Annotated in this window: 15 protein-coding genes and 1 pseudogene; 5 read left to right on the top strand and 11 right to left on the bottom strand. The window is 57.6% G+C overall.

Going from position 1 to position 20,986, the window contains the following annotated elements; genetic code table 11:
* Nucleotides 1–429 precede the first annotated feature (429 nt).
* Nucleotides 430–2,004, top strand: coding sequence for a Fic family protein (locus RFM52_RS17865; RefSeq protein ID WP_320293005.1), 1,575 nt, complete (start codon nt 430–432; stop codon nt 2,002–2,004).
* 40 nt (nt 2,005–2,044) lie between these two features.
* On the opposite strand, the gene RFM52_RS17860 is transcribed toward RFM52_RS17865, so the two are convergent.
* From RFM52_RS17860 to RFM52_RS17815, 10 genes and pseudogenes are all read right to left on the bottom strand, one after another.
* Complete coding sequence (locus RFM52_RS17860) at nt 2,045–2,764, bottom strand: hypothetical protein (protein WP_320293004.1); 720 nt, start codon at nt 2,762–2,764, stop codon at nt 2,045–2,047.
* A gap of 105 nt (nt 2,765–2,869) precedes the next feature.
* Nucleotides 2,870–3,991: pseudogene (locus tag RFM52_RS17855) on the bottom strand (branched-chain amino acid ABC transporter substrate-binding protein); the annotation flags it as partial.
* A 468-nt stretch (nt 3,992–4,459) separates the two neighbouring features.
* Nucleotides 4,460–5,161, bottom strand: coding sequence for a hypothetical protein (locus tag RFM52_RS17850; protein ID WP_320293003.1), 702 nt, complete (start codon nt 5,159–5,161; stop codon nt 4,460–4,462).
* Nucleotides 5,162–5,208: 47 nt separating this feature from the next.
* Complete coding sequence (locus RFM52_RS17845) at nt 5,209–6,213, bottom strand: SGNH/GDSL hydrolase family protein (protein WP_320293002.1); 1,005 nt, start codon at nt 6,211–6,213, stop codon at nt 5,209–5,211.
* 88 nt (nt 6,214–6,301) lie between these two features.
* A complete protein-coding gene (locus RFM52_RS17840; RefSeq protein WP_320293001.1) occupies nt 6,302–7,366 on the bottom strand; it encodes a hypothetical protein in 1,065 nt (354 codons plus the stop codon).
* 85 nt (nt 7,367–7,451) lie between these two features.
* Complete coding sequence (locus RFM52_RS17835) at nt 7,452–9,026, bottom strand: S53 family peptidase (protein ID WP_320293000.1); 1,575 nt, start codon at nt 9,024–9,026, stop codon at nt 7,452–7,454.
* 80 nt (nt 9,027–9,106) lie between these two features.
* Nucleotides 9,107–9,754 (bottom strand): acyl-homoserine-lactone synthase, encoded by a 648-nt coding sequence (locus RFM52_RS17830; protein WP_320292999.1) that lies wholly within the window; start codon nt 9,752–9,754, stop codon nt 9,107–9,109.
* A gap of 83 nt (nt 9,755–9,837) precedes the next feature.
* Complete coding sequence (locus tag RFM52_RS17825; protein ID WP_320292998.1) at nt 9,838–10,560, bottom strand: LuxR family transcriptional regulator; 723 nt, start codon at nt 10,558–10,560, stop codon at nt 9,838–9,840.
* A gap of 701 nt (nt 10,561–11,261) precedes the next feature.
* Complete coding sequence (locus RFM52_RS17820) at nt 11,262–11,762, bottom strand: hypothetical protein (protein WP_320292997.1); 501 nt, start codon at nt 11,760–11,762, stop codon at nt 11,262–11,264.
* Complete coding sequence (locus RFM52_RS17815; RefSeq protein ID WP_320292996.1) at nt 11,759–16,102, bottom strand: NACHT domain-containing protein; 4,344 nt, start codon at nt 16,100–16,102, stop codon at nt 11,759–11,761. The genes RFM52_RS17820 and RFM52_RS17815 overlap by 4 nt, the downstream gene beginning before the upstream one ends.
* Nucleotides 16,103–16,710: 608 nt before the next feature.
* Between RFM52_RS17815 and RFM52_RS17810 the strand changes: the two genes are divergently transcribed.
* The 4 genes from RFM52_RS17810 (at nt 16,711) to RFM52_RS17795 (ending at nt 19,770) form a co-directional block, all read left to right on the top strand.
* Entirely contained in the window at nt 16,711–17,133 is a 423-nt protein-coding gene (locus RFM52_RS17810; RefSeq protein WP_320276790.1) for a helix-turn-helix domain-containing protein, read from the top strand.
* A complete protein-coding gene (locus RFM52_RS17805; protein WP_320292995.1) occupies nt 17,130–17,999 on the top strand; it encodes an IS3 family transposase in 870 nt (289 codons plus the stop codon). Before RFM52_RS17810 ends, RFM52_RS17805 begins: the two co-directional genes overlap by 4 nt.
* A 611-nt stretch (nt 18,000–18,610) precedes the next feature.
* The gene (locus tag RFM52_RS17800; protein ID WP_320292994.1) at nt 18,611–19,000 is read left to right on the top strand and encodes a hypothetical protein; all 390 of its coding nucleotides are present in this window, start codon (nt 18,611–18,613) and stop codon (nt 18,998–19,000) included.
* Nucleotides 19,001–19,002: 2 nt separating this feature from the next.
* Nucleotides 19,003–19,770 carry a thermonuclease family protein gene (locus RFM52_RS17795; RefSeq protein ID WP_320292993.1) on the top strand — a complete coding sequence of 256 codons (768 nt, stop codon included), beginning with the start codon at nt 19,003–19,005 and terminating at the stop codon, nt 19,768–19,770.
* A gap of 183 nt (nt 19,771–19,953) precedes the next feature.
* Here RFM52_RS17795 and RFM52_RS17790 read toward each other — a convergent pair whose 3' ends face one another.
* On the bottom strand, nt 19,954–20,739 hold the full coding sequence (locus RFM52_RS17790) for a PAN domain-containing protein (protein WP_320292992.1): 786 nt from the start codon (nt 20,737–20,739) through the stop codon (nt 19,954–19,956).
* Nucleotides 20,740–20,986 lie beyond the last annotated feature (247 nt).

Here is a 20,986-nt window from a genome sequence, read left to right as displayed (position 1 = left end):
CCGAACGGAGGCTCGGGGCAGATGCCAGCACCAGATCGATGGCGCTCAACCGTCATAATGAGCGGTTCAAAAAGCATCTTGGGTTTCGGTAGCAAAGTTCGGCGACCTTCGGCAACTGTGCCGTCGAGTGGTGGCGTTGAGAAGATCGGCATCGGCACGCTCGATGTCATCGTCGGCAACCCGGCGGCGACGTCCCCGGCGGCCACTGCCGACGTGTCGTTTCAAACATTGTCGTCGGCGCCGCCGGCGGACCGGGAACTCCCTATGGCGACACAACCCTAATCTCACGCCGTGGGACAAGGGTATTGCACAATACCCTATGATTGGTGCAACATGATAACCTAATAAGCGTGCAGCTTAATTCCCTAAAAAGCGTACAACATAAAAACCTAACCGTCGCGCAACGCAAAACCCTATGGATCAAACAAAATGGCACTCCCCAACGAGAAGCTGGCAGAGTCGCTCGCCGCGCTGAAGAGACTGCAGGATCGACACATGGTAGCCCTGCGTTCGTCCGATCTATCACGTACTCATCGAGAGCGGCTGGTCAAAAACGGTTTCCTGCAAGAAGTCATGAAAGGCTGGTATATCCCGTCCAATCCACAACAGCGGCAAGGTGAGACCACCAGCTGGTACGCATCATTTTGGGATTTCTGCGCCAGCTATTTGGGTGATCGCTTCGGCAACGACTGGTGCCTCGCACCTGAACCCTCCCTTTCTTTTCACGCCGGCAATCGCACAGTCCCGCAGCAATTGTTGGTGCGATCCCCCGGAGGAAGCAACAAGCCTACCGCACTCTTGTATGGCACCTCGATCTTCGATACGCGGGCCAGCATGCCGGCTGCACGCGATGTGACCGAGATAGACGGCCTTCGCCTCTACGCGTTGCCGTCGGCGCTCGTCGAAGTCTCCCCCGGGTTCTTCACGCAAAAACCGACCGACGCGCGAACGGCATTGGCAATGTTTTCGGACGCATCGGACATTCTCACCCGTCTGCTCGAGGGCGGCCATACAATAATTGCCGGCCGGCTCGCCGGCGCGTTCCGCAACATCGGCCGAGAACGGATCGCAGACGACATCGTTCGCGGCATGCGGGCCGCCGATTTCCTGGTCCGTGAAACCGACCCATTCGACACACAACTGGAATTGACCTTGCCGCGCCGCGAAACCTCGCCCTACGCCGGTCGCATCAGGCTGATGTGGCAGGAAATGCGCGGTGCGGTCGTCGACAACTTCCCCGAGCCGCCAGGACGCCCCAACGACGTCGAGGGCTATCTTCGTCGTGTCGACGACGTCTATGCCACCGATGCCTATCATTCGCTATCCATCGAAGGTTACCGTGTCAGCCCCGAGCTGATCGACCGGGTACGCAGCGGCACCTGGAATCCCGACAGAGACGCGCAAGACGGCGAGCACCGGGATGCGCTCGCGGCGCGCGGCTATTTTCAAGCGTTCGAGGCGGTAAAACGCAGTGTCACGTCAGTCCTTGCCAACGAAAACCCTGGCCGCGTAGTGGATGAGGATCATGGGGGATGGTACCGCGAGCTATTCGCTCCCAGCGTTACCGCAGGCATCGTCAAGCCCGCCGATCTGGCAGGTTACCGCAGCGAGCGCGTGTTCATCCGCAATTCCATGCATGTTCCATTGCCCCCGAACGCCATGCGAGATGCGATGCCGGTCTTTTTCGAGATGCTCGAACAGGAGGAACACCCCGCGGCACGCGTCGTGCTTGGCCATTTCACCTTCGTTTACATCCACCCGTATATGGATGGGAACGGTCGTATGGGGCGGTTCTTGATGAACGTCATGATGGCTGCCGGCGGTTATCCCTGGACCGTCATTCCGGTCCAACGTCGCGCCGACTACATGGCCGCCCTGGAGCGTGCGAGTACCCAGCTCGATATCGTTCCGTTCGCTCGCTTCATCGGAGAACTGGTTCGTCGAGGCATGTCAGGGGAGAGGACCGCAGAACTCCCATCCGGTACTCGACGGCCGGCTGAGTGAGAACGCCTCCCTAAGCTAGGTTCACTCGGCATAGTAGACCTTAGTGAAATGGGCATGTGTCAGGAGCGGGGAGGCCGGCTGAGATTTCCACCTGTGCGGCGCAGATAGAGCAAATGCTATATATGAATTGGATCTCCTTCGAATCCTTCATATTGAGCCAAACGCCTGGCCCTTTGATTAAGGTTGCTTTCCCTTTTTTGATCGTGCATGCAGGCGATAGGTATATTTCAGTGTCGTCGGGATCGACGGAAAACTGAGTTACCACTCCTTCATACGAAAAAGATTCATTTGAGAGCTTTATTCGGGCGTATCGGTTGGTATCCTTATCCACAACATGCGGCTGGCCGTCAACGAATTTTGAATTGTACGCATTTTTCAGCAAAAAGGAAAGAAGATCTGACTGACTTGCCTTTAAAATCTCGTCTTTGCCGAATACCTCCCTAAGTTTTGCCGAAAAATAGTCGGTAGAATTTGCAATTCCAAACAACAATCCTAGCAATAGCGAGCACAAGAAAACGGATGTTACGAAATATTTTGAATATAACACGCTTTGTAGTTCGAACTTCTTCCCAGAAGCGATACCATAGATGTGGGTTATCCCAAGAGGAATTACCGCACTCAGAGTTGTCAAGGCAACGTATATAATCGGCAAATGCGAATCGGGTATTTCTGGAAGATTGCTAACGAAGCTCGCGACAAATAAAGCCACAAATCCCGGCAAAACAAATACGAGCCATCTATTTTCGCCAAAGATATTCATGGGTCAGTTACAGGTCTTACTGCATTGTCCGTTTTTGCAGCATTGCGTTCCGGCAGCGCAGGCATTAGCGGCACTACCCGTACAGGTATTAGGCGATATTGTCCCCTTTTCAAAATAACTATACTTTCCGTCGTCGCCCTTCTTCCATTCGTAGATGACATAGTCAGGACGGGTGATGTCGCCTATCGAGTTGTAGCTGATCTCACCAATTGCGGTTTTCCACGGACCTTCGGACTTGATGATCTCGGCAACCTTCTGCGCATCGTCGGCCGAGCCGGTCTTGGCTATGGCCTGGGCAATGATCTGCACGGCGGCATAGGAGTAGAGCGTGTAGGCTTCCGGCTCGAAGCCGGCGGCGCGGAACTTCTCCACGACTTCCTTGGCGTCCGGGTTCTTGCGCGGATCCGGAGCGAAGGTGTTCAGCGTGCCGGCAACGGCGTCGCCGGCGATCGAGGCCAGTTCGTTGGAGACGATGCCATCGCCCGAGAACATTGGCGCCTTCAGGCCCTGGTCGGCCGACTGACGGATGATCAAGCCGGCTTCGGTGTGCAGGCCACCCCAGTAGATGAGGGTGACGTTGTTTTCCTTCATCTTGGCGATGAGAGCCGAGAAGTCCTTGTCGCCGACATTGATGCCTTCATACATCACTTCCTTGATGCCGTTGGCGTTGAGGTTCTTCTTGGTCTCGTCGGCAAGGCCCTGGCCGTAAGGCGTCTTGTCGTGGATGATGGCGATCTTGGCGTCCTTAAAATTAAGCGCAATGTAGTCGCCTGCTATGATACCCTGCTGGTCGTCGCGGCCGCAGGTGCGGAAGGTGTTCCACATGCCGCGCTCAGTGAACTTCGGATTGGTTGCGGCAGGCGTGATCTCGAGGATGCCGTTCTCCTGATAGACTTCCGACGCCGGAATGGAGACGCCCGAATTGAAGTGGCCGTCGACGAACTTGACGCCGTCGGCGACGAACTTGTTGGCGACCGAGATGCCCTGCTTCGGGTCGGAGACGTCGTCGCCGATCTCGAGCTTGAGCTGCTGGCCATTGACGCCGCCCGCCGCGTTGATGTCGGCGACAGCCTGTTCCGCGCCCTTCTGCAGCTGTGCGCCGAAGGCGGCGTTCGGACCGGTGATCGGACCGGCGACGCCGATCAGGATGTCGGCCCACGCGCTGCCGCTGAGCGCGACGATCGCGGTCAGCGTAACGGCGGATAAGAGCGATTTTTTGGTATTCATCACAAATCTCCTCACCGCAGATTTTGTTCATGATCTCGGACGATCATCACGACCTCCACAGGATCGAGAATCGCCGCTATCTCCTGGCCGAACGCGGTCCTTCAGGAGTAAGAATAATGGTTTCATTGGTTCCAGGCGGCGTGAAGTAGGCGGCAGCTAGAGTAACTGCCGCAGTCACCAAGGTAGTGATGGCCCCGGATACCGTGTCGGGTAGGGCATGGTTCAACTCTATGCCGTACACAAGTAGTGTCGAGATCGCCGCGCCGACGGCAGAGCCACCCGTCGCCGCAACCGCCTTGTTGGTGGGCATCCGCGATGCCACTGGGGAACCGGCGCCTACCTGGGCCGGGAAAGCTCCAGGTTCGGTCGGAATACCTCCCGGCTTTGGTGGCGGCGGGGGCGGCGACTTCGGCGACGACGGTTTGGGCGAGTTAGCCATGGAACTTCCTCTCGTTTGATACATGCAACTCAGTGTCTTGTTTGTTTCCAGATGTCGGGCGCCGGATTTGTTTTGGATGGGGGGCCGATCGTAAACGAGATGGATTGAACGTCATTTCTGGTGGAGGTTGCGTTCGCCGAGCCCGAGAGGAAGACAATATCGAAGTCGACGCCTCCCTTCGTAGTTTTCGTGACGCCGAAGTCCGCGCCATACTGGACGTTGTCCACCTGACCCAAAGGATAGTATGGAGAGTTGACTTCCAGACCGGAGATAATGCCGGCAAGCCAGTCAGAAAATCCGAACTTCAACTGCGTTGCGGCGTCAACCTGATTGCAAACGTCGGCGTTGGTGGCGTAAAGATAGTACCTGAACGGCAAGGTGGTTGTGAGCGTCCCAGTCTCCGCTGCCGAGGTGGAGAAGTTGGGCAAAATACTCGCTGTTCCACCTGAGTAAGCGAACACGAAGGGTCCACCAACCGCTGCCTTCCCCTTCAAACTGAAGTCTTTTGACCGGTTATAGACAATTTTGAGGGTCAAAGTACCAGCCGCAACCTGCCCTTCGAGCACCTTCACTTTATCCGGATTTTGTTCTTTCATCAGAGCGGTTGCGAAGGCGCATTTTAAAGCGCCCAAAATAAGCGGAACTTGGACAAGACTCTCCGCGCTGGTCGGTGGCTTTGTTGTGCAACCAGCCAAGAGGACTGCAAGTGCCAGGCTGACCGGCCGCCTCATAACGCCTTTCCCAAAACAGTCCTAAACCGCATCTGGCGAACCCGATCTTACCGGCCGCTTACAGGCTCAGGTTTCCGCTTTCCTGCCTTGGCTTTCTTCGTCGTTGCGGTTTTCGTGGATCTCTTCGCGGAAGAAGCCTTGGCCTCCAACGCAGGCGCTGGCGAAAGTTGGTTCATTCCAAGAGCGGTTGCGAATTTTTGCGCAATCATCCTGAACCCCGTCGGGTCTGGATGCAGTTCGTTCGCCCAATGGGTGTCGTTAAGGGTCCCCTGCGTCGGCACGACATGAAACTTGTTCGAGGGATCGGCCGCCAATCCATCAAGCATGGCTTTGAACTGGGCCAGTGCGTCATGAACAATCACCTTGCCCGCGCCAGCCGGCCAATTGCAGAAATCCAATGACGGCTTCAGCCACGGCCCGTATCCGCATGGTGCCGGCACTCCGTTTGGGGTGGGGAAATCATAGCAATGGGCGTAGATCGGCACGCCTGGTGCATGTCGGTCGCGCAATGAAAACAGCGAAAGATAGCTCGATCTGACGATAGCCAGGACGCCCGTGTAGCGCTGTGCATTCAGGCCGCTTGCTGCCCCATCGTTGTAATCCAGAAAAATAGAGAAGTTGTTGCCGGCAACGTCGTTGCCGCCCGCAGACACGATGATGGCGTCCGGCTTTCCGCTGGGCCATTTCGATTTGTCCATCAGCAGTTGCAGGATACGTTCCTGCTTCGGCAAGCTCATCTCGTCGGTGGACGCATCGCCGCGATGCGCTGTCGAATAGATGATGGGCGATGGGCTGCAGATTGCCTGCAACTGAACCTTGATATCGGAAGGTCCGGACAGCGGATTGTTGCCCTGGATAGGGTAGTCGAACCACGAGTCGCCGATCGCAAGAAGATGTTTCGGCGCTAGATGAAAGTCCGCCTGAAGCGCCGTTGCCGCTTCTCTTGCGGCCCGATATCGCATCGACTGCTTCTGCTGCGCATCGTTCCATGTCGCCAAATCGCGCTCGATCTGCGCTTGGAGCTGAGTGTGAAGGTCCAGTTCGACGGCCACCAAATTCTCCCCTAATCGTCAATGCGCATCTGCAGGCACAAGATATCTGCCGCAACAGAGCCAACCCAGGACAGATATCCGTCACCCGTTAGCTAGCTAACGGTTCGCCCTGCTCGTCGAACTTCGGCACCAAAGCATCCGTGTCTTCATCCAAGGTCACGACCTCATCGAAATCGATTTCCGTCGAGTCCTCGGAAACGAAAGCGGCAAGCGGCGATGTGGCGGAATAGCGAAGAAAGTAGTCGACCGGCGTCTTGCCTCCCTTGCCTGAAGCAAATCGAGGATGCGGTGAGAAACTCTCCTGGTTGTCCGCGATCAGCATCTGATCGGCGTCCACTCGCTTGACGACCAGGAATATGTGATCGGCTCCAGCTGTAGTCTTGTCATCATCCCGGCAGACGCCGACGTCACCGGCCTGCTGGTTCCCGACCTCGACCTTTTGCCATCCGTGTTGCCTGAGATATTGCGCTAGTGCACCTGCGCCATACACGATCTTGGCGAGTGGATAGCCCGCACTCTGCAGAAATAGGCTCAAAGTGCAGGCGCAGGCGTTGTGCAAAGTCGGCTTTCCGTAAATCCGCACCATGGCCTGGCGGGCCTTTTCGCGGATCACCTGACATGAACCGGCATCCGATCCAACCGTGATCAGCTTCTCGACAATGTCGCTGATCGCCGCGCTTTTTATCGCGCGTGGCGATAAGGCGCTGCCACTTTGCGTCCCGACAATCCATCCCTCATGAACCTTGATCGCTCCTGCGAGCTTACTGAGCTCCGCACTCGACAGCGTGCCCACGACCTTCGAGGGAGGAACGCCAACGGCGGCCGTAACGGCCGCGATATAGGCTTCAGTGTCATTATTGTCGGCTGGCGGCGCGTAGCGATAGAAGGCGTCGCGAATCGAAAGGTTCTTGTAGGAATTGCTGGTGAATAGGGCCACAATTGCGGCCGAGCCGGTTTCCTCGTCGGAAAAGATTCCAAATTTGCCATCGTCGCCAATGGACCCATGGGCTTCGGAGAACGGCCCGCGGGCGATATTGCCTGGGTTGTTGTTGCGCCAGGAACGACTGCCGTCCTTCTTAGTAAGTTCAGCACCGGATTGATCGCGGTAAGTTACCTGCCGCTTACCGGAGACCCATGCAACTACAAACGCCATCGTGCTCCCCCATCTGGGCAATCGACGCCAAGAGGTTTTAGAGTGTTCAGGGCTTCAGTTTGCTTCCTGCTTACCGGATAAGCCTCTACGAGACGGGAACATTGCTGCCTCTGTTTGCCACTTTGAACACACCAAGAAGGTCTTCCCCCTTGGGTGCTCCGAGCCCGGTGCAGGCATTCCAACCGCCCCCGGCGGAGTAACCTATGCCGTTGTCCTTATTGTCGCCTTTGGTGATCTGGCTGAATGCCTGAGGGGCGCCGTAAAGGTATGGCTGAATGAAGCCAAGCGGGCGACCACACTCTTCATTGATCAGGGCGATCAATCCGGCCCATAGCGGCGCGACCGCGCTCGTCCCCCCGATCGTGGCACCGCTCCCGGCGACGACAATTCGATAGCCGCTCTGCGGGTCGGCGTCACCCGCGACATCCGGCACCCCCCTCCCCGGCCCTCGACGAGGGTTGACCGAAGGCGGAAACTTGACATTTGCTTGATAGCCCGGGGCGTCAAATCGGTCGCTTATTCCACCCCCCGTGCCAGATCCGCCGTTGTTCCAAACGGCCTCACCCCTAATTTTCCCGTTGGCGGTATCGATAAGGGTGCCTCCGCAACCAACGGCATAGGGAGATGACGCTGGGAAATCGACGTGCGCGTGGCCATCGCCAACGCCATCTGTGGCCAGGTTGTCACCGGCAGCAGCAAACACGGTTACTCCGCGCGTTGCGGCATCTTTCAATGCAGAGTTCATCGCCGCCAAGCCCTGCCCGGTCCATTTCGATTCCGGCGAGCCCCAGCTGATGGAAATAACCGACGGTCTGTTCTGGGCGTCGTTTACGGCACGGGTTATCGCGTCGACGAAGCCCTGGATGGTATTTGGCGCGAAATAAACGGCGATCTTGGCACCCGGTGCGGCCCCGCCAGCAACTTGAATGTCGAGTGCGACTTCTCCATCCGCGTCCGGATCCGGTCCAGGATTATTGCCTCCGCCCGATACCGAAATAGCAGTCACCGTGGGGACCGGCAGCCTCATAGTCTCGAAGGCCAACCGATTATCGCTGTCGCGATAACCTCCGCCAAGTTCAATGAGCGCAATGCATTGTCCGGCGCCAAGCCCTTTGGTTTGGGGGAAGTTATAAAAACGTCCTACTTCGTTTGGGAGATGACCGGTCACAACGTGAGGATTGGCCACACGGGTGAGCTTTTGTTTGGCGATAGGTCGGGTGTCTAGACCAAGGACAGCTTCAATGCTGTCGACGACGTCGGCAGGTGCCGAAAGGCTGCCAGATCGCGCTCTGAATGCGTTCTTGCCATCGTTGTAATAATGCAGTTTTGTTCTAAAAGCGGCTTCGAGCTTATCGGCTGGGCCGGCAAGCTTTATCAGCCGCCGAGCGGGATCCTGCAGCACTACCGACAAGCCGGCTTCGCTGGCAAATTTGCGAACCTTATCGAACGCTGCGCTATCCTGCGCTGCGGTGGACTCGGTGGTGGAAGACGGCACGGCCCCAGGTTTCATCTTCAGTAGGGGGTCGCCACCTTCGTCTTTGACATACACGCTCACTTCGATTCGCTCGCGCGGATTGGTGGCGTGGACGGAGGCTATTGGCGCCGTTCCGACAGGCGGCTCTCGGTTGCTACCAGGAATTTCAACATATTGGGCCGTCATCTCGATGTTCCTCCCTGGCTTTGTTTATCTCAGACCACATATTTCAAGCCGATCGCTTGATTTTCAGCGAGCAACCTCAGTCAAGTGCTTATTGACCTTGACGAATGGGAGTTGCATGCCATGCCCCGCCGAACCAACAGCGAACGGTCTAGTCCAAGTATTTTGCGGACACTTGCTAATGCCGCCTCATTCACTTCGATATACGCGACGATGTACCATTCGCCGTTTTCTTCCCTGGCCATGCCTAGCGGCTCGGCGTGCCACTTCAGGGCGCCGTGGTGAGGCATGAAATAAGTCTCCTGGACCCCGCCGACTGCGCTCAGGCCTTCGTCGAGGGCGTATTCCATGACCGCACAGCAGAGCTGCGTCAGCGTGCCCCGCAGCCCGGTCGAACGCTTGTCGGGTACGACGAAGGTGCGGGTCCATTCGGCCCAGTCAGGGCGCCTTGGCACGCCCGATTTTTCGCACATGTGAGGAAAGACCTCCGAGACCATGTGCGGCTGGCTCGTTGGGATCAATCGAGCCGAGGTCACCACGCGACCCTCTTCGATACCGAGCAGATAGGTCGCTGCGTCCGTATCGAACTGGTCTAGCTCACGACCATCCGGGCTTGGAGGGCGCCAGTGTTTCTGATGCACGAAGAAGTCGTGGCGCCGGCGCAGAAACTCGTCGAACTCGTTTTCGTAGAGATGCTTGTTCTGCGCATTGACGACATGAGCCGTAATCATAGCGCGATCCCCCGATCGTTCTTGGGGGAATAGTTGCAGCGTGTCTAATGTACGTCACCTGTCCGATCGGACAGTTGACACAGTTACGGGTGAATAAGGCGCCTGCGCACGGCCTCCACGACGGCTTGGGTGGTCGTGGCCACGCCGAAAGCCTCGCGGGCGCGTGTCGCGTGCCACTTAACGGTGCGCTCGGTCAGGCCGAGGATTTGCGAGGTCTCCGACGACGTCTTGCCGGCCGCGGCCCACAGCAGCACTTCCTTTTCCCGGTCAGTCAGCGGCCCCTCACCGTCTTCGGCGTCATTCGAAAAGGACTGAATCGTCATACCGGCGTAGACCGCCATGGTTACCAGCTGCACCTGCTGGCGCGCAGATAGCTTGCAGGTCTTTTGCGAGGAGGCAAATGACAGCACCGATTGCCAGTGATGAACACTCAACATCGGCACGGCGAAGCCGCTGCAGATCCCGAACTCCGTCGCTTCGCCGGCGACGCGCCGGGACGCTTCAGTCCCAGACCATTTGGCGGGTACGTCGGACCAAAGGAACGGCTTCAACGTCTTGGCCGAATAGATGCAGACGCCGTCCACAGCGGCATGCTCGGCTTCCACATAGCGCTGGAACCAGCCTTCCGGCCAGCCGTTCAATTCTACCATCGGCGCGAGTTTCTGCCCGCCCAACGGCACGCCACTCAATATAAGGTGCTCGAATCCCAGTTTTGTTACTGTCCCGAGCAGGTCGCTCAAGAGCGGCCCTGTAGCCGTGTGCTTCCGACACCGCTCGACAAAGTCGAATACATCTGAATCGATCATGCCAGAGCCCCGTCTCCCGCACGAACAATCTATAGCTTATTTTAGAAGACTTGCATACGCAAAAGCCCGTGATATCAAGTCGTCCAGCAAGCCTCGGCAGCCTGTCAATGCTTGCCTAGTGGGACAGCTGGCGCTGCGGCGCGGCTTGATTGAGGTAGCCGCTTTGCCACCATTCTGCGAGAATGGTCGACACTCCTACTAGGGCTGGTCAATGGCCGGATCTTAGGATCGAAATACTGATCGATGCCAATCAGCAAGACATGCGCACCTGCACCCTTGCGGCTCGACTCAAATTTCACGTTGCACGCCCCCGGGTCACAATGTAGTCGTTCCCAAAATGCATTGGCCGCATTGACGCTGGTCGGCCAGACCCCGCCAAGAGGTGCGGACAGAACCAACTTAACTTCTAGTATTGTTCGTCTAGAAGGCAATTCACAACTTGAGCGTCGTCCTTACTTGGCGACCGTTTGGCAAAGAAGTTCCACGATTTTTCCTCGAACAGCGATCTTGCTCGCGGAGCTTCCTGGGAAGCCAACATCAGCTACTTTGATTTTCTGTCGGAACTGATCCCAAAAGGCCGGTGCTCATATCGATATGTCTGACGGGTGGTGAATGGGCTGGAGGTAGCTCAGCGGTGATCTCGCGTGACAAGAGGGCGCGATTTTGGATCGCCGCTCGGTTCTGCGCGGGTCATGAACACTTTATTTCTTCCAGTCATCGAGCATCTGTAGCGTGTTAACCGCTAGGACGGCTGATCCGATGATTTTGCCGAAATAGTCCTTCTGTGCCGAAAGGGTATAGAGGATCGCGAGACCGTTGGCCGAGACAGCCAGGTACCGCGTTTCGTAGTTTTTAATCTCAGATCCTTCAATGGTGCAGTCCACCCACGTCATCCCGTTGATTTTCGTCAAGGTGGGCGCCTGTTTCATGGCATTCGGACCGATGGCCGCGGCCGTTGCTTCCAAGTGCTTAAAATAGGCAGTCACGTTGTCGTCTGGGCCAGCAATTTTTGCCGTGATGATCATGATCGCGGAAACCGGCTGGCCATTGAGATGCGGTGGATTGCAGACAAATGCCGTCCCCTCGGTCTCGCACGACCAGCCGGTGGGAAGGCTGAACCTGATGTAGCTGTTCTTGAAATCCTCGCCGAAGGCTGCGCCAATCGAAATGGCGAGGAAAAAACCGATAGCGACCCCTCTCATGTGCCGGCCCCCATCTGTTTTGATATCGGGAGAACGAACTGCCAGAACGAACGTTGCGACGATAGTCCCTGCGCCTCCACGAAGGCGTCATAAAGCGCACGCGCCGAGATCACATAAGCGCCGACGTTCAAGAGCGCCTGCCGATCGTGACGATCAAGGTCCTCGCCTCTTGTCTTCGGATCCTCAAGGGCTCGTGCGTTCGTCACGACATAGGGGATAGTTGTCGAACCGGTGAACCGCGCCACCAGTACCTCGACGTGAAAACTCTTGATCGCCCCTGGTTGGCTCAGGCCTACAACCCGAAAAGAAACACCATCGGGGCTTCGAAGTTGCGCCCTGGAGGCGCCCTCGTCCGCCGATTCGACGTCGGCCCCCATCTCCAGGAGGATCGCCACGGCAGCATCTTTGAGAAAATTGGGATCGGCCGCGGCGAGGATCCGCGTCATGGCCCGTGACCTCGAAATGATATCCCGGTTTGCGTTTACCTCCTGGTCGATCTCGTGACGACGACCGGTTAACTCGAAAAGTCGGCTGTCGGCTTCGCGAACCGTCGGCACATCATAGTCGGGGAGCCAGTCGGGATCTTGGGTCGATATCTTTTGTCGCCAGCTAAATTCCCTGACGAAACTGTCGCTGACCCTATGATCATCGAGATCGGCAGCCCGCGTGATCAGTCTTTCGCGTAGCGCCTCGGCCTCGCTTTGCGGAAGCGCGCGGGCTAGGTAGGGAAACACGCCGGCGAAGCGAGCGTCTTCTGCGAACTCCGCCTGCTTTTCAGCTGGAAATGCCAGAAATGCAAAATGTGTGAAATAGTCGCGAATGCGATCGTGGCGGAAACGGATCTCTTGAGCGGCAACCGATCCGGCGTCGTCAGCGTCGGTTCGAACGATCGCCATCTTGCCCGTCACAAGCGCGGCCACTTCTGGTCGGAACGGAAGCTTCTGGAGGTCTTCCTGATCCTGCAATCGCTGGTCCAAAAGGGCCTTGGAAAAGGCTTCGGTGCGGAATTTTTGACCAGTTGCAGCAAGTTTTTGGACGATGCCTTCGAGCTGTTGGGCCTCAAGCGCGAAAAGGTCGGGTGTGCGGCCATCGCCGAGCAGGATGGCGACCGATGTCAGATCCATCGGGTTCGACAAGATGTCGTCAAAGGCCTTCTTCTCAGCATCGTCACGCGAACGGGTATCGATGTCCGCTAGAAAGCTCACCGCCACCTTCTCGAAGAGCTCCCCGCCAACAGGCACGTTTTCGGTAAGAATGAGCTCGCGCGACACTAAGAAATTGCGGATCGCTTCCCCCGCGAGCGGGATCATCTCGAAAGTTTCGATCGTGCTGAAACCCCGCAACGTGATCTGACTTGCGATAAGAATATTCGCAAAGGGGTAGCGCGCCAGAAAGCCGGTGATAGCATCCTGCGTAGCAAGGTCGACTTCATTGTAGCCGTCGATGTAGATGAAGATCCTGCCTGCATAGATCATGGCTCCCAGAAGGTCGCTGGCCCTCGCTAGGCCGTTCAGTCGCTCCTCAAGTTGGGCTTCGACGCCGTTGCGACACTGATCGGCACGCAGGTAGGCGATGACGTCACGGCCCTGCCTTGCCCGCGCCGCAAGTGAGAAGCGCAGGAAGCTCGATTTGCCGAGGCCGGATTTCCCGAGAAGCAGCACGCGCCCCTTGTGACGCGAAAGCGCCTGCAGAATCGGTTGATCCGCTCCAACCGCGCTCGCGGCACCCGCGTGCCACGCATCGACGCGGGGCCGATGCCATACCCGGCTGTCAGTGAAGTAGGAGATCCGGTCGAGCTGATTGCGATTTTCAGAGAGGATATCGCCGAGCAGCGAGTCTTTGAAAGGTGCAAAAATCCGGCGGCGGGCAAATCCAACGTGAAGCAGAACGAGGTCTATATAACCCAGTCCGAGAAGTCGGCGCACAATCGGGTTCCAGAAGACAACGGCCTGGACCCAAGCAAATCGCGGATAGGCGGTGAGCAGCAAGGCCCAGAGTAGAAGATGGACAATGAGTACTGAGGGCACCAGCGCCAGAAAAGCGTACAGGCGTCGCTTGTTTAGCTCCGTTGAGATTGCCTGAGCCTCCGCCGGGTCGATGGCCACAAGCTCTTGTTTCCAATAGCCCAGAGCGTTCATGGTTTCTGTCGAGAGGGGCGCATTTTGAGCAAGTCTGCCGGCGATCTGGCCGATCTTGATTTCCAACTCGCTCCTTGCGACCGCGCGAAAGCCTTCGTCCTCCCAAAGCGACTTGAGCGCGTCGAGAGTAATGGTCGGTTCCGTTGCGACGACATTGCGCCATGCCTCAGAAAGAAGAGCAGTCGCAGAACCGGGCCGACTGAGCGTCGAAACGCAAGCAAGAGCAACGTTCTGACCGGCGACGTCGGCATTGCCAATCGCAATATTCAGGATGCGAGCGAGAAGTCCCGCATCGATCGCTGGTGACTGCGCCAGCGCAAGGCACGTGCTACCCGGCTCCAGAGCATAGTTCCGGGTGTCGAGTGTTTCGGCATAGTCGCGCGCAAACTTCGCATCATAGCGGACTAGCGTCTTGAGCAGGACCCCGGCGTCGGACGAAACGTCCGGCCAGGTCCGCATCGTGCTCATGTTCTCCTCTTCAGGCAACGGTAATCCGGCGCCCACCTTTGCCTCGTCATAGGTTCGGGCAAGCAGGATGATCGCCGGGCGTGCGATTGCCGGATTGCCGCTCCTTGCAGCAGTTAGGAGTGCCTCCGCCTTATCCGTCTCGGGAACATGGGCGGCGAGCGCCATCAGAGCGGCGTTTCGGACAGTCACGTTTGCGCTATCCGAGCCGGCCAGGGCCTCAGCGGCCGAAAGCGCTTCGGCGGGGGGTTGATCAACTGCTTGGAGCGCCCTGAGATCGACAACATCAAGCTTGTCTCTCGACGGCAGCCCGAAGACCTGACTCCAATAGTTTCGTTGATCCAGACCAATCGAGGAGGGGATGACGCCGATATCCATGAGCCGTTTTGCCGCCGCAAGATCGCGGCTAGCGAGCCGATCGTCGAGGAGACCTGCCATCGATCGCGAAACCTGCGGTAGCACCAAGGTCATGTTCGCGAGCTGACCTGGGCCTTCCTTGTCGATGGCCCCGACAAGGAGGCTCGCCAGTTGGTCGCCGCCGATTGACGTAAGTGCGTCGTCAATTTCGCTCGATAGGTCATTTTCGCAGACCGTTCCCTTTGTCAGGAGATTCCAGGCCTGACCAAATCTGAGATCGCGCGCGCTGGTCTGACGCTGCAGCAGCGACAGTCGCCAGCGAAGACCGTCGCAATCCACCGCTTTTCCGGCTGCCGTCCAATTCTTAAATGCTGTGATCTCTTGAGAATCCGCGAACCGAATGAAGCGATCAAGGGTGGCCGGACTCCAGTTCTCCGCAGACTGTTGATCGACCCCAGCGTAGAAGGCCGAAAGTGCTACCGGGTCGGCCGTCTGCAGTGCTGCATGCGCCGCAGTCCAGAGCTCTGGGTCGCTGACGTCGCGCAAGATACCCACGAGTTGCGGTATATGGGCCTGCGCAATTGTCGGCCTGGCGGCGACCATCGCAAGAAAGTCGGCGGGACCCTCGGCCGCGACATCATTGATCTCGAGGTCGGAAAGCGGTTCGCCGAGCCTGGCAAGGACCGACAGGCCCAGTCGGCGGCGGACATCCCCCGCCACTGAGGCTCCAGCACCGACTTTCGACCAGGCTCTGAGTTTTTCCTTTTGAGGTCGAAGCTCAGCCCAGCGCCCACGAAGCATGGCTGCAATCTCATCACGCAGTTGCCCGTTCAGCGCGTCGTCCTGCAAGGCGCTGAGATATGCGTCGGCGATAGGGGCCGGCAGCAGTCGCATCGCGCTGACATTCGCAACTAGGAATAGTGCGGTGGTGGTACCTGCATCACCTTTTTCGGCAAATGCGGCCTGCAACATTGCAAGGTAATCGCGCCATAGGAGATCGCGAAGCTGATTTTCATTGATGACTGTTGAGTTACGCAACCGGTCCTTCTGCACGTCATTTGCGGCCATGAAGACTTTTTCGAGGATGTCGCTGTCGCGCAGTTTCTTGATCGCAAGCTTTGCAAATGCAGGTGGGGCTCCTCGCAGGAACTCGATCGCGGCTATCGAACCGTCGACATCGCTCTCTTCGATCTGTCCGAACCAGCGCGTGACAAGGATCTCAATTTGATCACCAGCAAGGTGGGATCGCGGCAGATAAGTAGTTAGTTGTTCTGCGCTACGGGGCAAAGTTGCCGCTGCATAACTGACTGGTGCGGCGATACATCCGACCAAAACGGTCACGAGTGTGATATGATAAAATTGTGCGACACGCGAAGCCATGCGATTCCAATCCCACAAGCTTGCATTCCGAGGTTCGTTTTTGGACCTCAATGGGCCGAGGGTCCAGAAACATCGTGTCGCGTTCGATGCACGATCATAAAGTGTCTTATCTAGCTTACCAATCGCCTTTGCTCGGCAATGGGCGCTTCCACTCCGACAATCTATGATGTCATCTACGTCGCACGAAATGCAAGCGAGACTGTACTTTCGAGTTCGTCGGGAGGCATCAATCTCTCGCGCGGGAGCGAAAGGCAGCTCTAGTTTCGGCGCCTCAGCAAAAGGCTAAGACGCTGCCTCGCACAACTGAGCGGACCGAGACGGAAGGGCCATCGTGATCGCTGGCGAATCGATGCTGCCTGCTTATCTTCCGACTATGGAAACGTGCGGAAAAACGCGCATTTAACAAATCAGTTCGATGATCCTATTGGCGACACTGCCTAATATCCCATGGATAGATCGAAAGCCGTATCGGCATGCGAGCAGACCACCTCTGCAGCCCGGCTTGATTCCGGACAGCGACAGATAATTCCGGACGGCACTGGAGTGCACCCCCAGACTGAGACAAGGAAAATCGCGGACAGTTTCCCCTCAGGAGAGGAAACTGGGGCATGGGCGGACGGCAAAGATTTATTGATGAAGACCAAAAGCGGGAGCTGCTCCAGCGCATGGAGGCGGGCGAAAACGTCAGCAAGTTGGCAGATGAGGTCGGCATCAGTCGTCAACGACTTTACGAGTGGCGTGATCACCTGAGGCTTTATGGCGATCTGAAGTCACGCCGGCGCGGCCGGCCGGCCAGATCGACAGCAGGACTAGACGGGGCCGCGCAGCTGCAGAATTCAGCCGATCTGCCGACGCCTCAGGAAAAGGCACTGACCAAGGCCAGGCGCCGGATCAGGGAATTGGAGCAGAAAGTCGGGCAACAGCAGCTTGATCTCGATTTTTTTCGCGAAGCCTTGCGGCACTTCGAGGAAGATCAGCGCCGGAGCAGCGCTCCTGGCGAAACGGGATCTTCAAAGTCATCGAAAAGATGACGACCGGCCTGTCGCAAGGCGACTTCAACATCGATCGAATGTGCTGGCTCGCTGGCGTCAGCCGCGCCAGTTATTATCGTCACTGGCTAGACTCGGCCCCGCGACGGGCCGAGACAGGTTTGCGCGATCTCATTCAAAAGATGGCTCTCGGCAACGCGCACTACGGCTACCGCGGGATCGGAGCCCTGTTGCGTCGGGAGGGGTGGCAAGTCAATCACAAGTGCGTTCTACGCATCATGCGTGAAGACAATCTGCTGTGCCTGCGCACGCGACCCTTTGTGCCTGCAACGACGAACTCGAGGCATGGTTGGCAAGTCGTGCCGAACTTGGCCAGGGGCATGATCCTCAGTGGGGTCAACCAGCTATGGGTTGCCGATATCACCTTCCTGCATCTGGCTGAGGAGTTTGCTTTCCTTGCCGTTGTGCTTGACGCGTTTAGCCGCAGGGTGATCGGTGGGCGTTGGATACGCATCTCAGAGCGAGTCTTGCCATTGAGGCCCTCGAGATGGCCATTACCGATCGCCAGCCCGCTCCCGGGGGGCCTCGTGCACCATTCCGACCGCGGCGTTCAATACGCCTGTGGGGCCTACTCCGAACTTCTGCATCTCCATGGCATCCAGGCGAGCATGAGCCGCGTCGGAAATCCTTACGACAACGCGAAGGCGGAAAGCTTCATGAAAACGCTGAAGCAGGAAGAGGTGCAAGGTCTCGCCTATAAGGATGCTGATGATGCCCGTAGGCGCATCGGCGCTTTCATCGATACCGTTTACAACACGCAGCGCCTGCACTCGGCGCTCGATTATCTCACGCCGGAGGAATACGAACAGAAGCATTCAGGTGGACGACGGATGGAAAAGGCGGCATAGCTGAACACGGGGCGATGTCCGCGATTTTCCTTGTCTCAGTCTGAGGGTGCACTCCAGCAATGGTGTGATGTCCGGAAGTATCTGGCGAATTCCAGTTGCTACTCGGTGGTTTCGGTTCCCCCGCTAGGCGCCGCTCCGCCAATCCGGAATGAACCGCACGATGGGAAACCGAACCCTCGGCAAGAAAACCCCCTGTTTTCACGCGCATAGGTCACTCACCAGCGACCCATAATTCCGGACTGGTAAACCCGTGAGGCGTCGTTTGGGCGCTCGTACAAAAGCCTGAGCACACATCGCTGCCGCACGACATGCCGCGAAGCGTGATCTCTATCTGGGGAAGACTGATGCTGCCGAAGCGGCTGGTACCGCTATTATACGCCGCCTCCTACGGCGTCGCTTGGGATTAGTTCTACGGACCGAACTATAGCCTGATGTGGCGGTGCCGCGACATGGCGACCGGACAGTTCGTTTATGACTACTACTGCGCCGGTATGCCGATGATCGACATCACGTGGCCCGGCTGGTCGGCGTGAGTCGCAAGGCAGGCACGGGTCTGGCAGATTTGCAAAATATATCTCCGCGTGTCATCGTCTGTTTGGGGAGCGGGGATAATGCATAGTCGAACTCTATTTTGCCTTGCGGTGATGCTGGCAATATCCGGCTGCGCCGCCGATTATCTAAACAACTATGACACGATGACCTTGGCGTCAGGCGACGCCAACAACACCAATCGCCTGTTGCAGACGATCGATCCATTCAACCCCAATAGCAACAACACCCATATCGAAGGCGACGGACAGCGCAGCGCGGATGTTGTGCAACGGTATCGCGGTGTGCCGCCCGCGTCGCCGGGCCAAGTTTTGAACCAAGGCGGCGGTGGTGGCGATTCCGGCAACCACCCCTGCGATCTGCGAACGCAGGTCGACAGCTTGGGCCGTCCCTGTGGTGAACGGGCTGCGGAAGCTAAGCCGGGTGGCCGCACCGGGCACGAGGCGGATTGACGATGGGCTGGCAACGAAGGCGATCGCGCAACGCGGTGCCAAGGCGGCTGATCTTCCTCACCGTTGCCGCTGCCGGCGCACTGGCTGCGCAGACGCTTATCCAACATAGTGATCGCCTGCCCGACATCAGCGTTTCGAACCTGCTCGGTCCTAAGCCGCAGCCGATCGCCGGCGTCGCATCGGTCATCGACGGCGACACGATCGAAGTTCACGGGCAGCGGATCCGCTTCAACGGCATCGACGCGCCGGAGAGCAAGCAATATTGCGATGACGCAAAGGGCTTCGAATACCCCTGCGGCCGACGATCGGCCGAAGCGCTGGATAGCTTCCTGGCGGCTTCGCGGCCGGTGCAATGTACGTTCGTGACTTGGGATCGCTATCACCGCTTCGTTGGCGACTGCCGGCGCGCCGACGGCGCCAGCGTGGCGGCGTGGATGGTCGAGCACGGCCAGGCCCTCGATTGGCCACGCTACAGCAATGGCGCCTACGCGGCGCAGCAGAAGAACGCCGAAGCCACCAAGCGCGGTCTTTGGGTCGGGAAATTCGAAGCGCCTTGGGATTGGCGCGCGTCACATAGCGATGGCGCTGCGCCGGCGAGCATCATGAGCCGCAAGCTGGTCGCGCAAAGCGGCGGCCTGTCGTGTGAGCCGCGGCGCTATTGCTCGCAAATCAGCTCTTGCGAAGACGCCCAATGGTATCTGCACAACTGTTCGTGGGGCCGGAAGCTGGATCGAGACGGTGACGGCGTGGCGTGCGAGACGTTGTGCTAGCAGCCACCTTCAAGCCGACCAAATGGAGTGGCATCCATATATTGTCGCAGGTTTCGCAATTGCAGATCGCAAGATAGCTGGATTTAAGTCCACGGCGGCTTCGGACAATAGCGAGATCCTTCCTTCTGCCGGTCGTCGCTCTTTACCACTTGGTCCGCAAGCTCCGTCCTTTAGAGCGAGCCTCTATTGATGGCTAAGCCATATCTCGATGCGATAGTCGTCAGCGTCTCGGGTCGACAATTTGCCGTCTGCGAGCGCTCCAATTCCAAGAGAGCGGAGGAGCGGTTCCATTTCCTTTAGGGCCGCAACTACCCTCCACTTCTCCGCGTTTGCCGAGACATAGCCGATGGCTTTGGGCATGCCAGTGCATTGGGGAGCTTTACTCCTATCAAAACGTTCGATCCGGCCAGGGATGAGACGGAGCGCCTCAAAGACGAAATCATTCACGGATTTGCGCAGCGCTGACGCGTTGACCGGTGCTCCGGAACACACATTTATATACACCCAACCAATTGGTCGGCGGTCTCCAGGAATCTCTTGATAGCTGACCTTGCGGCCGCTGACATCCGAAGCCTCTGGCGCGGATGGATTGGTTTGTGAAAGGGGTGGCAAGGGTTGAAGAGGTGGGTTCGAGGGAGGAGGGTAGCCTGCGACCAGCGTTCGCGTGCCAGCTGTATGTTCCGGACTGTTGTGTGCGGAATCTACTTTTTCGAAAAATTTGCAAACGCTAGCGCCGTTGCTGGACGAAAAGTCGAATCCGAGGCAACCCGAACGCGAGGAACAGAGGGAGCGGCATTGCTCCAACGGAACGCTCGCCTGAACGCTCACTTTTCCAGAAAGTTCGCTCTCGGGATAACTGAAGAGTTCGCCCATGGACTGGCCGTTCGTCCTCTGAACTCCGGACGCCAGCAATGACAGCGTTCCGATCGCAAGTTGGAGCGCCAGCCGACGAGCTGTATAGTCAAACATCCACCCCCCAGTAACGCCGACCTACGCGGGTGACAGCCGGCTTGTCATCTCCTAGCCGGATCTGGTCAACCGAAGAGAGCAGCCGCTAGAACCGTGCGGCAAGCCCGCACCAAGACTTATCTCCACAAAAACACCGCCTTACCAATGCGACGTCTGCTTCAGGATTCTGCAATAGACACAGCGGCGACCCTATCATTTCAACTATTTGTACGCGATACCCGACATGGGATATGCGTGCGTGCAATCT

It is taken from the genome of Mesorhizobium humile (assembly GCF_033977215.1).
Classification (GTDB): domain Bacteria; phylum Pseudomonadota; class Alphaproteobacteria; order Rhizobiales; family Rhizobiaceae; genus Mesorhizobium; species Mesorhizobium humile.
Note: the sequence above shows the minus strand (reverse complement) of the source record. Positions and strands in the feature narration are given on the sequence as shown.